Annotated in this window: 12 protein-coding genes; 10 read left to right on the top strand and 2 right to left on the bottom strand. The window is 76.5% G+C overall.

Features of this window, described 5'->3' with window-relative positions; translation table 11 throughout:
- The first annotated feature begins 46 nt into the window (after positions 1 to 46).
- Genes QNH85_RS19610 through QNH85_RS19620 form a run of 3 tightly spaced genes read left to right on the top strand, consistent with a single transcriptional unit; the run spans position 47 to position 2353 of the window.
- Positions 47 to 1042 carry a zinc-dependent metalloprotease gene (locus QNH85_RS19610; RefSeq protein ID WP_282949104.1) on the top strand — a complete coding sequence of 332 codons (996 nt, stop codon included), beginning with the start codon at positions 47 to 49 and terminating at the stop codon, positions 1040 to 1042.
- A 1-nt stretch (position 1043) separates the two neighbouring features.
- On the top strand, positions 1044 to 1718 hold the full coding sequence (tilS, locus tag QNH85_RS19615) for a tRNA lysidine(34) synthetase TilS (protein WP_428830441.1): 675 nt from the start codon (positions 1044 to 1046) through the stop codon (positions 1716 to 1718).
- A gap of 44 nt (positions 1719 to 1762) precedes the next feature.
- Entirely contained in the window at positions 1763 to 2353 is a 591-nt protein-coding gene (locus QNH85_RS19620; protein WP_282949106.1) for a hypothetical protein, read from the top strand.
- On the opposite strand, the gene QNH85_RS19625 is transcribed toward QNH85_RS19620, so the two are convergent.
- Positions 2278 to 3342, bottom strand: a complete 1065-nt coding sequence (locus QNH85_RS19625; RefSeq protein WP_282949107.1) for a DUF7847 domain-containing protein — start codon at positions 3340 to 3342, stop codon at positions 2278 to 2280. The two genes, QNH85_RS19620 and QNH85_RS19625, sit on opposite strands and share 76 nt — an antisense overlap.
- Before the next feature lie 542 nt (positions 3343 to 3884).
- Between QNH85_RS19625 and mtrA the strand changes: the two genes are divergently transcribed.
- The 7 genes from mtrA (at position 3885) to secA (ending at position 14268) form a co-directional block, all read left to right on the top strand.
- Positions 3885 to 4568 carry an MtrAB system response regulator MtrA gene (gene mtrA, locus QNH85_RS19630; protein ID WP_213282072.1) on the top strand — a complete coding sequence of 228 codons (684 nt, stop codon included), beginning with the start codon at positions 3885 to 3887 and terminating at the stop codon, positions 4566 to 4568.
- On the top strand, positions 4565 to 6361 hold the full coding sequence (gene mtrB, locus QNH85_RS19635) for an MtrAB system histidine kinase MtrB (protein WP_346016355.1): 1797 nt from the start codon (positions 4565 to 4567) through the stop codon (positions 6359 to 6361). The genes mtrA and mtrB overlap by 4 nt, the downstream gene beginning before the upstream one ends.
- Positions 6358 to 8106: an LpqB family beta-propeller domain-containing protein gene (locus QNH85_RS19640; protein ID WP_282949110.1), complete on the top strand. Its 1749-nt coding sequence runs from the start codon at positions 6358 to 6360 to the stop codon at positions 8104 to 8106. Before mtrB ends, QNH85_RS19640 begins: the two co-directional genes overlap by 4 nt.
- A 120-nt stretch (positions 8107 to 8226) precedes the next feature.
- Positions 8227 to 8961 (top strand): ComF family protein, encoded by a 735-nt coding sequence (locus QNH85_RS19645; RefSeq protein ID WP_282949112.1) that lies wholly within the window; start codon positions 8227 to 8229, stop codon positions 8959 to 8961.
- Positions 8962 to 9126: 165 nt separating this feature from the next.
- Complete coding sequence (hpf, locus tag QNH85_RS19650) at positions 9127 to 9798, top strand: ribosome hibernation-promoting factor, HPF/YfiA family (protein ID WP_282949114.1); 672 nt, start codon at positions 9127 to 9129, stop codon at positions 9796 to 9798.
- A 132-nt stretch (positions 9799 to 9930) separates the two neighbouring features.
- Positions 9931 to 11265: a winged helix-turn-helix domain-containing protein gene (locus QNH85_RS19655; protein WP_282949116.1), complete on the top strand. Its 1335-nt coding sequence runs from the start codon at positions 9931 to 9933 to the stop codon at positions 11263 to 11265.
- 153 nt (positions 11266 to 11418) lie between these two features.
- Positions 11419 to 14268: a preprotein translocase subunit SecA gene (gene secA / locus QNH85_RS19660; RefSeq protein WP_282949117.1), complete on the top strand. Its 2850-nt coding sequence runs from the start codon at positions 11419 to 11421 to the stop codon at positions 14266 to 14268.
- 226 nt (positions 14269 to 14494) lie between these two features.
- Here secA and QNH85_RS19665 read toward each other — a convergent pair whose 3' ends face one another.
- Positions 14495 to 14869 carry an Rv3235 family protein gene (locus QNH85_RS19665; protein WP_282949119.1) on the bottom strand — a complete coding sequence of 125 codons (375 nt, stop codon included), beginning with the start codon at positions 14867 to 14869 and terminating at the stop codon, positions 14495 to 14497.
- Positions 14870 to 15133 lie beyond the last annotated feature (264 nt).

The following is a 15133-nucleotide window of genomic DNA, read 5'->3' on the forward strand; positions in this document are numbered from 1 at the left end:
GGGGCGGGCGGCGGCGCCGCGGGTGCGGCGTGACTACCGTGGGCGGGTGCAGCCGACCGTCGACTGGGACCTGGCCGCCCGGCTCGCCGCCCGCGCGGTGCGGCCCGGGCCGCCGTCGACGCGCGCCGAGCGGGAGGACGCCGTCGCGGTGCTCCGGGCCGCCGCACCGGTCGCCGCCGGCCACGTCGCGCGGATCACGGGCCTGGTGCCGGCCGCCGGCGCGAGCCGGGACCCCGACGTGCGCGTCGTCGACCGGGCCTCGTGGGCCCGCGCGAACGTGCGCTCGCTCCGGGCGCTGTCCTCGCGGGTCGGGCTCGCGGAGCAGCGGGGGCTGCGCGGCACCGCGGGCGCGGGGCAGGTCGCCGCGGTGCTGGGGCTGCTCTCCGGGTCGGTGCTGGGCCAGTACGACCCCTGGGGCGGGCGCGGCACGCTGCTGCTCGTCGCACCCAACGTCCTGACCGTCGAGCGCTCCCTCGGGGTCGACGCCGCCGACTTCCGCCTGTGGGTCACGCTGCACGAGCAGACGCACGCGACGCAGTTCGCCGCGGCGCCCTGGCTCGCCGACCACCTGGCGGCCCGGGTGGCCGTGCTGCTGGCGGACGGCGACGCCGCGCCCGACGCCGCGCCCGACGCCGACGCGCCGCGGCCCCGCCCGCGGAACCTGCTCGACCTGGTCGACCCGCGGCAGCGCGTCGCGCTGGACGAGGTCGGCGCGGTGATGGCGCTCCTGGAGGGGCACGCCGACGTGACGATGGACGCGGTCGGGCGCTCCGTCGTGCCGTCGGTCCGCCGGATCCGCCGCCGGTTCGAGGCGCGGCGCAGCGGCGCCCGCGGCACCGGCGGGATGCGGCGGGTCCTGCGCTCCGTGCTCGGCCTGGACGTCAAGCTCGCGCAGTACCGCGACGGCGCCGCGTTCGTGAGGGCCGTCCGCCGCCGGGTCGGCACCGACGGGCTGAACGCGGTCTGGTCCGGTCCCGCCGCCCTGCCGAGCGCCGCGGAGATCGCGGACCCCTCCGCGTGGGTGCACCGGGTGCACGGCTGACGTGGCCGGCCCCCACCCCGCGGTCGCCGCCGTCCGCAGTGCGGTCGCCGCGGCGCTCGCGGACGTCCCGGAGGGCGCGCTGGTCCTCGTCGCCTGCTCCGGGGGCCCCGACTCGCTGGCGCTCGCGGCCGGCGCGGCTTTCGTCGGGGGCCGCGGCGGCCGGCAGCGCCGGCGGACCGGCGCGGTCGTCGTGGACCACGGCCTCCAGCCCGGCAGCGCCGCGGTCGCGCAGGACGCCGCGGCGGCGTGCCGGGCGCTCGGGCTCGACCCCGTCGAGGTGGTCGCCGTCGACGCGGGCGGGCCGGGCGGGCCCGAGGCCGCCGCGCGGGACGCCCGGTACGCGGCCCTGCACGCCGCCGCCGGCCGGCACGGCGCGGCGGCGGTGCTGCTCGGGCACACCCGCGACGACCAGGCCGAGGGCGTGCTGCTCGGGCTCGCGCGCGGGTCGGGCGCCCGGTCGCTGGCGGGGATGCCGCGCGTCCGCGGGGGGCCGCGCCGGCCGCTGCTGGAGGTGACCCGGGAGCAGACCCCGGCCGCGTGCGCCGCGCTCGGCCTCCCGCCCCGGCACGACCCCACCCACACCCCGGCGGGCGGCGCGGGCCGGGCGGCGGCGACGCGGGCGTCCAGCTCGCGCAGGCCGGCGTCGTCCGCGGCGCGCGGCGTCCGGTCGCCGTAGACGACGTCGTCGAAGAGCGACGCGGCCGCCCGCAGGTCGACGGCGTGCGGCGGCAGCCGGAGCCCGGCCACCTCGACGGCCTCGTGCGCGGTGCGGCCCGGCCGCTCGTCCAGCACGGCGCGCTCCTCCAGGGAGCGCACGATGGCGCGGAACCGCTCGGCGACGGCGGTCGCCCAGTCCTCGCGGGCCGCTGCGGCGTCGGCCGCCGCGCGCAGCTGGGTGGCCGTGCGGGTGTCGTCGGCGCCGAGCACGGCACCGGCGGTGCCGCCGACCCGCCGGCTGCGCCGCACCGGGCCGGTCACCAGGAACGTGACGAGCACGAGCGCGGCGACGACGGCGAGCACGGTGACGAGCGTGCCCACGTTGCCGATCGGGACGCCGTCCGCGTTCTCGAACAGCCGGCCCAGCCAGTCGAGGAACCGCTGCGCGAGGCTGGGCTGCTGGTGGTAGACCGGCTCCGCGAGCTCCCGCTCCAGCCACTGCCGCGCCTGCTCGGCGTCGGGCACGACGGGGACCTCCGTCCCCACGAGCAGGCCGGACGCGACGAGGGACCCCGGCGTCACCGCGAGGGCTCTCCCGCCGCCCGCGCCAGCTCGACGTCCAGGCCCTCGCGGCGCATCCGCACGTCGATGTAGGCCAGGGCGATGACGCCGGCCATGAACACGGTGCTGATGGTGCTGGCGATCGCCTGGCCCACCGCGACCAGCGCGATGGACGCGCCGCTCGTGAGGAACGGGTCGTTCAGGGCGACGCTCGCGATGGTCGTGACCGGGAACGTCACGATCGACGACACGATGCCCACGAGGATCGAGATCAGCAGGTACAGCCCGAGCAGCCGCCAGAAGCTCCCGCGCGTCAGCTTCCACGCGCGCGCCACGGACGACCAGAACCGGCCGCCCTCCAGCATGATCGCGGCGGGCGCCAGCATGGTCCGGACGGTGAGCCAGAACGCGCCGACGACCACCACGAGCAGCGCGAGCAGGCCCGCGACCACGGTCAGGCCGGCGTTCTCGGTGCTCGCCCACACCAGCGCGACGAGCCCGGTGAGGGCGCCCATCACGAGCAGCACGACGACGAACTGCAGCAGGCTGAACGCGATCACCCAGACGATGCGCTTGCCGGAGCCGCGCACGACCTCGCCGACGCCGACGCGCTGCCCGATCACCGAGCGGCTCACCGACAGGATCAGCAGGCCGGTGAGGATCGACGTCGCGAGCGCCGTCAGCGGCAGCCCCGCGTACGTGCCCAGCGAGGTCCCGATGGAGTCGCCGAAGATCTCCGACTCCGAGGCGGTCACCGCGCCCGTGCCGGAGAACCAGCCGTTCACCTCGTCGGCCAGGAGGCCCGCGACGTACCACTGGATCAGGGCGCTGAGCGCGGTGGCCACCGCGACGACCGCCGCCGTGAGGCCGAACATCGTCTTGGGGTTGTGCCGGATCGCCCGGAACGCGCCGTCGAAGATCTCCCAGATGCTCAGCGGGCGCAGCGGCACGATGCCGGGCTGCGCGACCGGCGGCTGGTACGGCGCGGGGCCCCAGCCGTACGGGGTCGGGCCGGGCTGCTGCCCGTAGCCGGGCTGGCCGTACCCGGGCTGCTGGTAGCCGGGCTGCTGGTACCCCGGCACCGGCGGGTACCCGGGCTGCTGCCCGTAGCCGGGCTGCTGCTGCCCGTACCCGGGCGCGGGCGGGTACCCGGGCTGCTGCCCGTACCCCGGCTGCTGCCCGTACCCGGGCTGCTGCTGCCCGTACCCCGGCGCCGGCGGGTACCCCGGCTGCGCGGGTGCGCCACCGGCGGGGGGCGCTCCCCCGCGGGCCCCGCCCCCCCGGGGGGGCCCCCCCCCCCCCCGGGCCCCCCGGCGGCCGCCCCCCCCCCCCCCCCGGCGGCGCGCCGCGCCCGGGGCCCGCCCCCCCCGGGGGGGCGTACTGCCCGTACCGGGGTGCGGGACGCGGCTCCTCGCCGTACCGGGGGGCGTCCTCGGGGCGGCCCTCGTCGCGCGGCGTGCTCATCGGGTGGCTCCCTGGGGTAGTGCTGGGGCGGAGCGCCGGGTGCGGCGGTCGCGGCTGCGGCCATCGTGCCACGTCAGCACCGGCCCCGGGGGTGCGGCCGTTCGGGCGCCACGGACGGCGGACGCCCGCCGCGGGGGCCGCCGGGTGCGATCATGGTGCGATGAAGGGACGCGTTCTCGTGGTCGACGACGACACCGCCCTGTCCGAGATGATCGGCATCGTCCTGCGGTCCGAGGGTTTCGAGCCGGTGTTCTGCGCGGACGGCGACGAGGCACTGGAGATCTTCCGGGCCTCGCAGCCGGACCTCGTGCTGCTCGACCTGATGCTGCCGGGCAAGGACGGGACCGAGGTGTGCCGGCTGATCCGCGCCGAGTCGGGCGTGCCGATCGTCATGCTCACGGCCAAGGCAGACACGGTCGACGTCGTGCTGGGCCTGGAGTCCGGCGCCGACGACTACATCGCCAAGCCGTTCAAGCCCAAGGAGCTCATCGCCCGCGTGCGGGCGCGTCTGCGCCGCAGCGACGAGCCGGCGCCCGAGCACCTGCGGATCGGCGACCTGTCGATCGACGTCACCGGCCACCGCGTGACGCGCGACGGCGCGGCGATCTCGCTGACCCCGCTGGAGTTCGACCTGCTCGTCGCCCTGGCGCGCAAGCCGTGGCAGGTGTTCACGCGCGAGGTGCTGCTCGAGCGCGTGTGGGGCTACCGGCACGCCGCCGACACCCGGCTGGTGAACGTGCACGTGCAGCGGCTGCGGTCGAAGATCGAGGCCGACCCCGAGCGTCCGGAGATCGTCGTGACCGTGCGCGGCGTCGGCTACAAGGCGGGCGCGACGTCCCCGTGAGCGGTGCGGTCGGCGCGCGGACCGGCCCGGCGGGGCGGGCTGCCCGCGCCTGGCGGCTGGCGACGGTGCGCGCGGGGGCCCGCGCGCGGCGGCTCGCGCGGTCCTGGCGGGGCTCCCTGCAGGCGAAGGTCATCACCTGGACGCTGGCGGCCGGGATGGTCGCCCTGGTGATCATCGGCGGCTACCTGTCGGTGAGCGTGCGCGACGGCCTGTTCGACGCGCGCGTGGACCAGGTGCTGCGGGAGTCGGCGCGGGCGGCGTCGCAGGCGCAGGAGACGTTCGACGCGTCGACGGCGACCACCGCGCCCGAGGTGCAGCAGCTGCTGAACGACCTCGTCCTCGCGCTGCGGTCCGGCGGGTCCGGCGAGCGGGAGGTGTTCATCCTGCGCACCCGGGGGCAGCAGCAGCCGATCCTGGTGACCGGCCAGTCCACGGACTCGAACCTCGTGTTCCTCGTGTCGGACGACCTGCGGGACGCCACCGCGCAGGACGAGGGCCAGCGCTGGGAGTCGGTGGCCTGGCCCGACCCGGCCTCGACCACCGGCGCGGTGCAGCCCGCGGTGATGGTGGGCCAGGTCGTCACCGTGCCCGCGGCCGGGTCGTACGAGCTGTACTTCCTGTACTCGCTGGAGGCCGAGCAGGACCGGCTCGAGTTCCTGCAGCGCGTGCTGTCGTTCGGCGCCCTCGCGCTCGTGGTGCTGCTGGTCACGATGACGTGGCTCGTCACCCGGCAGGTGGTCCGGCCGGTGCGGCTGGCCGCGCACGTCGCCGAGCGGATCGCGGACGGCAGCCTCACCGAGCGGATGTCCGTGCGCGGCGAGGACGAGATGGCCCGGCTCGGGCGGTCGTTCAACGAGATGGCCGAGAGCCTCCAGGACCAGATCGACCGCATGGAGCACCTGTCGACGATGCAGCGCCGGTTCGTCTCCGACGTCTCGCACGAGCTCCGCACCCCCCTGACCACGGTGCGGATGGCCGGCGAGATGCTGTACGAGTCGCGCGAGGACTTCCCGCCCGCGGTGCGCCGGTCCGCGGAGCTCATGCAGACCCAGCTCGACCGGTTCGAGGACCTGCTGGGCGACCTGCTGGAGATCAGCCGGTTCGACGCGGGCGCGGCCGTCCTGGACGCCGAGGCGCGGGACGTGCGCGACGTCGTCGCGGCGGCGGTGGACCAGGCGGTGCCGCTCGCCGCGGCCAAGGGGTCGTGGCTGTCCGTCACCGAGCCGGAGGAGCGGTGCGTCGCCGACGTCGACCCCCGCCGGGTCGAGCGGATCCTGCGGAACCTGCTCGTGAACGCCGTCGAGCACGCCGACGGCACCGACGTGGAGGTCACGGTCGCCGCCGACGACCGGGCGGTGGCGATCACCGTCCGGGACCACGGCGTCGGCATGACCCGCGACGAGGCCGCCCACGTGTTCGACCGGTTCTGGCGCGCCGACCCCGCCCGCGCCCGCACGACCGGGGGCACGGGCCTGGGGCTGGCGATCTCCCTGGAGGACGCGCACCTGCACGGCGGCTGGCTCGAGGCCTGGGGCCGACCGCGGCAGGGCGCCTGCTTCCGGCTGACGCTCCCGCGGCGCGCGGGCATCGTCCTGGACGGCTCGCCGCTGCCGCTGGAGCCGCCAGCGGCGCCCGACGCCGAGCCCGCCGCCCACCGGCACGCGGACGGCGTGGACCCGGCGGCGCTGCCCGACCTCCCGCTGACGACCGGATCGCTCGACGTGGTCGACCGGGTCCGGCACGCCGTCGCGCAGCGCGGCGGGTCCGACACGACGACGGGGGACGGCCGATGAGCCGCTCGCACGCCGGCACGCCGGCCACGCCCACCCGCACGCACCGCGCGCGGGCCGCCTCCGCCGCCCTGCTGGCGCTCGTCCTGGCGACGCTGTCCGCCTGCGTCGGCATGCCGACGTCCGGGCCGGTCGAGGTCGGCGTGGAGCGCGTCAGCGACCAGGGTGCCGTGGAGCCGCTCGGCGACCCGCCGCCCCAGGACGGCGCGCCGGAGGACATCGTCCGCGGCTTCCTCGGCGCCAGCGCGGCCGGGTTCAGCCGCGACCCCGCGGGTTCCGAGACCGCGGACGACTTCCGGAACGCCCGCGAGTACCTGTCCGGGGAGACGCGCCGGTCGTGGAGCCCCCGCGAGCGCGTGGTCGTGTACTCGACGGCCTCCAGCCCCGACATCCGGATGGAGGGCGAGTCGCAGGTCCGGGTCGACGTGCGGGTCGCGGCGCGCATCGACGCCGAGGGCCGGTACGCGCAGGCCGGGCCGGACGCCGAGGAGACGCTGATGTTCGACCTCGTGCAGGACAGCGACGGCCAGTGGCGCATCTCCGGCCTGGAGGACGGCGTGGTCCTGTCCGAGCCGAACTTCGAGGCGATCTACCGGTCCGCGACGCTGTACTTCCTCTCGCAGGACGCCCAGTACCTCGTGCCGGAGACGCGGTGGTTCCCGCTGCGGAACCTGGCCACCTCCATCGTGCGGGCGCTGCTCGCCGGGCCGTCGGACTGGCTGCGCGACGCGGTGCGCACCGCGATCCCGGAGGGTGCGGCGCTGCAGCCGGACGCGGTGTCCGTGGACGCGGACGGCGTCGCGGCGGTGAGCCTCGCCGCGGGCGGGCTGCCCTCCGAACCCGACGACCGCGCGCTGATGCAGGCGCAGCTGGAGGCCTCCCTGCGGATCGCGCGCGTCCGCACGGTGGAGGTCTCGGCGGCCGGCGTGGGGCTCGGCGCCGACGCCGTGCAGCTCGCGCGCGGGCAGGACTGGGGCGGCTCGCTGGAGGCGGTGCAGGGCGACGCGCTCGTGGAGCTCTCGGGCGGCGCGCTCGTGCCGGTGGAGGACGTCGGCTCGCTCGCCGGGCTCGACGCGCGGGACCCCGCCCGTGACGGCTCGGGCGCGCTGCGCGTGATGCTGTCCGGGCCGGACCGGCTCGTCACCGTGCCGACGACCGAGGACCCGTCGCAGCTCCTGCTGACCGGGACCGACCTCGTCGCGCCCTCCGTGGACCGCCTCGGCTGGGTGTGGACCGCGTCCGGCGACGCGCAGGGCGGGCTGGTCGCGGTCGCTCCCGGCGGTGACGTCGTCGACGTCGAGGCCGAGTGGCTCCAGGGACGCACGGTCCGGTCGGTGCGGGTCGCCCTCGACGCCAGCCGGGTGGCCGTGGTGTCCAGCGGCTCGGACGGCGTGCACGTCGACGTCGCGTCCGTCGTGCGCGACGACTCCGGCACGCCGCAGGTGCTCGGAGCGGCCTGGCGCACCGGCGTGACGCTGGTCGACGCGACGCGGGTGGTGTGGGTGGACGAGTCGACCCTCGGGGTGCTCGGCCGGTCCGGCAGCACCACCACGGCCGTGTACCACCTGGTGCCGCTGTCCGGGCAGGTGCAGGCGCGCCCGGCGATCGTCGACTCGATCGACATCGCCGGCGGCAAGGGCGACGGGGTGCTGTACGTCGCCACGTCGCGCGGCGAGCTGTACGCGCGGTCCGGGTCCAGCTGGACGACCGTCGGCACGGGCGTGCGCGACCCCTCCTTCCCGGGCTGAGCGGCTGGCGCCCCGCCAGGAGCGGGCGCCGGGACGTCCCCAGGTCCGTGGGCGGCGCGCGACGTCGACGACCTGGGGACGACCGCACCGCGGTACGCCGGGCCCTGCGAGCGTGGGCGCGTGCCACCACGTGACGTCGCCCTCGACCTCCTCGACCTCGTCCTGCCGGTGACCTGCGCCGGGTGCGGCGTGCCGGGGCGTGCCCTCTGCCGGGCGTGCCTGCTCCGGTGGGCGGGGGAGCCGCGCCGGTGCGAGGACGCGGCCGGCCGGCTCGACCGCATGGACGGGACCACGCTGCCGGTGTGGGCGCTCGCGGAGAACGCCGGACCGGTGCGCCGCGCCGTCGTGGCGTGGAAGGACGGTGGCCGCGCCGACGTGACCGTGTGGTTCGCCGCGCTGCTCGGCCGCGCGGCGGCGTGGCTCACGGCGCGCGGCGCGGTGCCGCCGGGGGTCGTGGTCGTGGGTGCGCCGCCGTCGGCGGCCGGTGCGCGCCTGCGGGGCGAGGACCTCGTCGCCGCGCTCGCGACCGCGCACGCCCGGGCCGTGCCGGGGGCCGTCGCCGCGGGCGCGCTGCGGCTCGCCGGCCGGGGTCGCGACCAGGTCGGCCTCGGCGTGCGGGGGCGGGCCGCGAACCTCGCCGGGCGCGTCCGCGTGCGCGAGCGCTGCCGGGCGGGACTGGCCGGGGCCCGGGTCGTCCTGGTCGACGACGTGCTCACCACCGGGGCGACCCTGGCCGCCTGCCGGGCGGCTCTCGAGTCCGCAGACGCGCAGGTCGTGGGCGCGGTGGTGCTCGCCGTCACCCGTCCGCCAGCGACGCCGACCGCCTGGTTGGTCGCGTCGCCCCACCCGGGCTAGCGTGGGGTCCCAGAGCGGTCGGGCGGCACGGACGTCGCCCGGCTCACGGGACTCGGCGGGCGTGCCCGCACGAGGAGGTGGTGCCGTCAACCCGCCCCACGAGGGCGTTCCGCGCATGCTGCCGGGCGGGGATGGACCCGCCCCCGGACCTCCAGGAGGTATCCCATGGAGATCGTCGTCGCAGGCCGTCACACCGACGTCCCCGAGCGGTTCCGTCGACACGTCGAGGACAAGCTCGCCAAGCTCGAACCGCTGGCGCCGCGCGCCCAGCGCATCGACGTCGAGGTGACCCACGAGCCCAATCCCCGGCAGGCCTCGGCCGCCGAGCGGGTCGAGCTCACCGTGGTCGGCAAGGGACCGGTGATCCGGGCCGAGGCGTGCGCGGACGACCGCTACGGGGCGTTCGACCTGGCGATCGACAAGCTGGCGGAGCGGCTGCGGCGTGCCCGCGACCGCCGCAAGAGCCACCGGGGCAAGGTGCCGACGCCCGTCGCCGACGCGCTGCCGCCGCTGCCCGAGCCGGAGGCCGAGCCCGTGGCGCCCCAGCCGGACGAGGACGGGGTCACGGAGACGACCCTGGGCGACTCGCCCGTCGTCATCCGCGAGAAGGTGCACCTGGCCCGGCCGATGACGGTCGACGACGCGCTCTACGAGATGGAGCTGGTCGGGCACGACTTCTTCCTGTTCGTCGACGCCGAGACCGCCCAGCCGTCGGTCGCGTACCGGCGGCGCGGCTGGAGCTACGGGATCATCAAGCTCGACGCCGCGGTGACCTCGATCGGTGACGGTCAGGCCTCCGGCGTCGCCGCACCCGCGGGGGCGGCCGCCGGCGCCTGAGCGCCGCCACCCCGACGGACGACCGCGCCCGCCGACGACCCTCCGGTCGGCGGGCGCGGTCGCGTCCGGGCGCGGGTCCGGGCCGGGTGCGCCTCGGGTCGCCGTGTCGGTGGCGCGCGGCACGATGGGGCGATGACCACCAGCTCCGTCGTCGTGGCGCCCGTCCCCGGGCGGGTGCGTGGCACCGCGCACCGCCCGGCCGGCACCCTGTCGCTGTCCCAGGCCCGCCGGGTGGCCCTGCACGCGCAGGGCCTGGACCGTCCGCGGGCGGCCCGCGCCGGCGCCGCGACGATGCGCCAGCTGCAGCAGGTCGTCGACCGGCTCGGGCTGCTCCAGATCGACTCGGTGAACGTGGTCGCGCGCGCCCACCTGATGCCGACGTTCTCGCGCGTCGGGCCGTACGACACCGCGCTCCTGGACCGCGCGTCGGGGCGTGCCCCGCGCCGGCTGGTGGAGACCTGGGCCCACGAGGCGTCCTACGTGCCGCCCGAGACGTACGCGCTGCTCGGCTGGCGGCGGCGCGCCTACCAGGAGTACGCGTGGGGCTCGATCCGCGAGGTGCCGCTGCGGCACTCGCCCCTGGTCGGCGAGGTGCTGGCGATGATCGCCGACGACGGCCCCCTCACCGCCAGCGAGGTGCACGCCCGCGTCGAGGGCGACCTCCCGCGCTCCCGCCCCGAGTGGGGGTGGAACTGGACGGCCGCCAAGCGGGTGCTCGAGTACCTCTTCTTCACCGGGCAGGTGGCGTCCGCCCGCCGGAACCCCCAGTTCGAGCGCTGCTACGACCTCACCGAGCGGGTGCTGCCGCCGCACGTCCTGGCCGCGCCGGAGCCCGACGAGGCCGAGGCGGTCCGCGCGCTGCTGGACATCGCGGCGCGGGCGCACGGCGTGGCCTCCGAGCGGTGCCTGCTGGACTACTTCCGCATCAAGGGCCCCCGCGCCCGCCAGGGCGTGCAGAGCCTCGTGGAGGACGGCACCCTCGTGCCGGTCCGGGTCGAGGGGTGGGAGCGCCCGGTGTACCTGCACGCCGGGGCCGACCTGCCGCGCCGCGCGACCGGACGCGCGCTGCTCAGCCCGTTCGACCCGCTGGTGTTCGAGCGCCGGCGCCTGGAGGAGCTGTTCGGGCTGCGGTACCGGATCGAGATCTACGTGCCCGAGCCGCAGCGGGTGCACGGGTACTACGTGCTGCCCTTCCTGCGCGGGGAGCGTCTCGCGGCGCTGGTGGACCTCAAGGCGGACCGGCGCGCGGGCCTGCTGCGCGTCCACGCGGCCCACCTCCCGGAGCCCGCCGCGCGGCCGGCGCGCGGGACCGACGACGGGCCGGCGGCGGTGGCGGACGACCTCGCGGCGGAGCTCCGGCTGCTCGCGACCTGGCTCGGTCTGGACGACGTCGTGGTGGGCGACAAGGAGGGCGCGCCGCGCGGGACGCTGGCCCCGGTGCTCACCGCCGCGCTCGCGTCGGCCTGAGGACGCCCGGCCCCGCGTTCGCCACCGGCGCAGGCGCGGTGGGTTGCTGTCCCTCGCAGTGGCTCACCTACGATGGTCGGGGCCCGGCTGTGCAGCCGGGACGCCGGGACCCGGTGCGGACATCGCGCGGGGCGCAGCGAGTCGGGAGTGCACGTGCCAGCGATCCTCGAGAAGGTCCTCCGCCTGGGCGAGGGACGGATCCTCAAGAAGCTGTCGGGCGTCGCCCAGCAGGTCAACGCGCTGGAGGACAGCTTCACGTCCCTGTCCGACGCGGAGCTGCGCGAGGAGACCGACCGGTTCCGGGCCCGGCTCGCCGACGGCGAGACGCTCGACGACCTCATGGCGGAGGCCTTCGCCGCGGTGCGCGAGGCCGCGCGCCGCACGCTCGGCCAGCGGCACTTCGACGTCCAGCTCATGGGCGGCGCCGCCCTGCACTGGGGCAACATCGCCGAGATGAAGACCGGTGAGGGCAAGACGCTGGTCGCCACCGCGCCCGCGTACCTCAACGCGCTGACCGGCAAGGGCGTGCACGTCGTCACCGTCAACGACTACCTGGCCAGCTACCAGGCGGACCTCATGGGTCGCGTCTACCGGTTCCTGGGCCTCACCACCGGCGTGATCGTGACGGGCCAGACGCCCGCCGAGCGCCGCGTGCAGTACGCCGCGGACATCACCTACGGCACGAACAACGAGTTCGGCTTCGACTTCCTGCGCGACAACATGGCGTGGAGCACCGAGGAGCTCGTGCAGCGGGGCCACCACTTCGCGATCGTCGACGAGGTCGACTCGATCCTCATCGACGAGGCCCGGACCCCGCTCATCATCTCGGGCCCCGCGTCGGGCGACGCGAACCGCTGGTACGCGGAGTTCGCCAAGGTCGTCCGCCGGCTGCAGCCGGAGCGGGACTACGAGGTCGACGAGAAGAAGCGCACCGTCGGCGTGCTCGAGCCGGGCATCGAGCGGGTCGAGGACTACCTCGGCATCGACAACCTGTACGAGTCGCTGAACACGCCGCTGATCGGCTTCCTGAACAACGCCATCAAGGCCAAGGAGCTGTTCAAGCGCGACAAGGACTACATCGTCGACAAGGGCGAGGTCCTGATCGTCGACGAGCACACCGGCCGCGTCCTGCCGGGCCGCCGGTACAACGAGGGCATGCACCAGGCCATCGAGGCCAAGGAGGGCGTGCCGATCAAGGCGGAGAACCAGACGCTCGCCACGATCACCCTGCAGAACTACTTCCGGCTGTACGACAAGCTCGCCGGCATGACCGGTACGGCCGAGACCGAGGCCGCCGAGTTCCAGGGCACGTACAAGCTCGGCGTCGTGCCGATCCCGACCAACCGCGGGATGCAGCGCATCGACCAGGCCGACCTCGTCTACAAGGCGGAGGAGGGCAAGTACGACGCGGTCGTCGCCGACATCGTCGAGCGGCACGCGAAGGGCCAGCCCGTCCTCGTCGGCACCACGAGCGTCGAGAAGTCCGAGATCCTCTCGCGCAAGCTCCGCAAGGCCGGCGTCCCGCACGAGGTCCTCAACGCGAAGCAGCACGCGCGGGAGGCCTCGATCGTCGCGCAGGCCGGCCGCAAGGGCGCCGTGACCGTGGCGACCAACATGGCGGGCCGTGGCACCGACATCATGCTCGGCGGCAACGCGGAGTTCATGGCGGTCGCGGACCTCGCCGCCCGGGGCCTCGACCCGAACGAGAGCCCGGAGGACTACGAGGCCGCGTGGCCCGCCGCGCTCGAGAAGGCCAAGGAGGCCGTCGCGGCCGAGCACGACGAGGTCGTGGAGCTCGGTGGCCTGTACGTGCTCGGCACCGAGCGGCACGAGTCCCGCCGCATCGACAACCAGCTGCGCGGGCGCTCCGGCCGCCAGGGCGACCCGGGCGAGTCCCGGTTCTACCTGTCGCTGCAGGACGACCTCATGCGGCTGTTCAACTCCGGCATGGCCGAGTCGATGATGACCCGCGCGGGCTTCCCCGACGACCTGCCGCTGGAGTCGAAGATCGTCACCCGCGGCATCCGGTCGGCGCAGTCGCAGGTCGAGGCGCGGAACTTCGAGATCCGCAAGAACGTCCTCAAGTACGACGACGTCCTGTCCCGGCAGCGCGAGGTCATCTACGAGCAGCGCCGCCGCGTCCTGGAGGGCGAGGACCTGCAGGACCAGGTCCAGCACTTCCTCGAGGACACCATCGACGAGTACGTCACCGCCGCCACCGCGGACGGGCACCCGGAGGACTGGGACCTCGACCAGCTGTGGACGTCGCTCAAGGCGGTGTTCCCCGTCTCCATCGAGGCGGACGAGGTCGTGGAGCAGGCGGGCGGCATCGGCCGGCTCACCGCCGAGCTGCTGAAGACCGAGCTGCTCTCGGACGCGCGCATCGCGTACCAGGAGCGCGAGACGGCGCTCGGCGAGCCGAACATGCGGCAGCTGGAGCGCCGCGTCGTGCTCTCGGTGCTGGACCGCAAGTGGCGCGAGCACCTCTACGAGATGGACTACCTCAAGGAGGGCATCGGCCTGCGCGCGATGGCGCAGCGCGACCCCCTGGTGGAGTACCAGCGCGAGGGCTACCAGCTGTTCCAGGCCATGACCGACTCCATCAAGGAGGAGGCCGTCGGGTTCCTGTTCAACCTCGAGGTCAAGGTCGCGGACCCGGCCGAGGGCGCCGCGGCGCAGGCGGCCGGCGACGGCGTCCCGGCCGCGGCCCCGGCGGGCGCCTCGTCCGACGGCGCTCCCACGATCGGTGGCACCCCGGTGCTCGTCGCGAAGGGCATCGACGGCCCGGAGCGCAAGGTCCCGCTGCAGTACTCCGCGCCGAGCGTGGACGGCGACGCGCCCAGCGTGACCCGCAGCGGGCGCCGGGCAGCGGGTCCGGCCGTGGCGCCGGCCGCGGGGGCTGCCCCCGCGGCCGCGCCCACCGGCGACGGTCCGGCGGACGACGCGGCCGGGAACCGCGAGGCCCGCCGCAAGGCGGCGAAGCAGCAGCGCCGCCGCGGCTGACCCGCCCGGCACACGCGAGCTCGACGCCCGCCCTCCCGCACCGGGAGGCGGGCGTCGCCGCGTCCGGCGCGTCGCCGCGTCAGCGGACTGCGCGGCGTCAGCGGACCGCGCGGCGTCGACGGACCGCGCGCCGTCGACGGACCGCGCGGCGTCGACGGGCCGCGCGGCGTCGACGGGCCGCGCGGCGTCGGTGGACGCCCTGCGCCGACGGCGACCGCCGGCGCCGTCAGCCGACCACCAGCGCCGACGCCCGCCACCGGCCGGTTGCACGCGTCAGCCGCACCGCGACGGCGCGCACGCGGTCCGCGTGGGTGACGATCACGGACGCCTCGACGACGTGCTCGCTCACGGGGAAGGCGCGCACCCGCCGCACGGAGGGCCGCCGCACCGCCCCGTCCGACGGGCCGACGTCGGCGCTGCCGGCGGCCGGGTCGAGCACGCGGGCGCCCGGCGCCGTGAGCGCCGCGCGGCGCGCCAGGGAGTCGTAGACCTCCGGCGTCACCCACCGGGCGAGCTGCGCGAGCGGCCGGCTGCCGCTGAGCACCTCCACCGCGGCGAGCGCCACCATGCAGCAGGCCTGGCGCGGGTCGAGCGATGCCACCGCGCCGGAACCGCCACCCGGTCCGAGCCAGCCCACCGTGGAGCGGCTCGGCTCCGGCACCGGCGCGAGCTACCCCCACGCCGCCGCGCCGCCCCCCTCCCCCGTCCCCACCGCCCCTCTCCCCGCGCCGCCCTCCCGCCCGGTCCCCCGCCCGGTGGCATCCCTCCACCCCCTCCCGGCCTCCTGCCCGGGGGCGCCCCCCCCTGGCGAGGCCCCCTACCGCACCCGCCCGTCCGCTCACCCCGCCCCGCGCGCGCCCCCCGG

The organism is Cellulomonas endometrii (genome assembly GCF_949769265.1).
GTDB classification, from domain to species: domain Bacteria; phylum Actinomycetota; class Actinomycetes; order Actinomycetales; family Cellulomonadaceae; genus Cellulomonas; species Cellulomonas endometrii.

What these genes read in the sequence shown, in the direction of transcription:
- mtrA (WP_213282072.1), top strand. Translation starts at nt 3,885, where the DNA reads ATGAAGGGACGCGTTCTCGTGGTCGACGACGACACCGCCCTGTCCGAG.
- QNH85_RS19655 (WP_282949116.1), top strand. Translation starts at nt 9,931, where the DNA reads ATGACCACCAGCTCCGTCGTCGTGGCGCCCGTCCCCGGGCGGGTGCGT.
- hpf (WP_282949114.1), top strand. Translation starts at nt 9,127, where the DNA reads ATGGAGATCGTCGTCGCAGGCCGTCACACCGACGTCCCCGAGCGGTTC.
- QNH85_RS19640 (WP_282949110.1), top strand. Translation starts at nt 6,358, where the DNA reads ATGAGCCGCTCGCACGCCGGCACGCCGGCCACGCCCACCCGCACGCAC.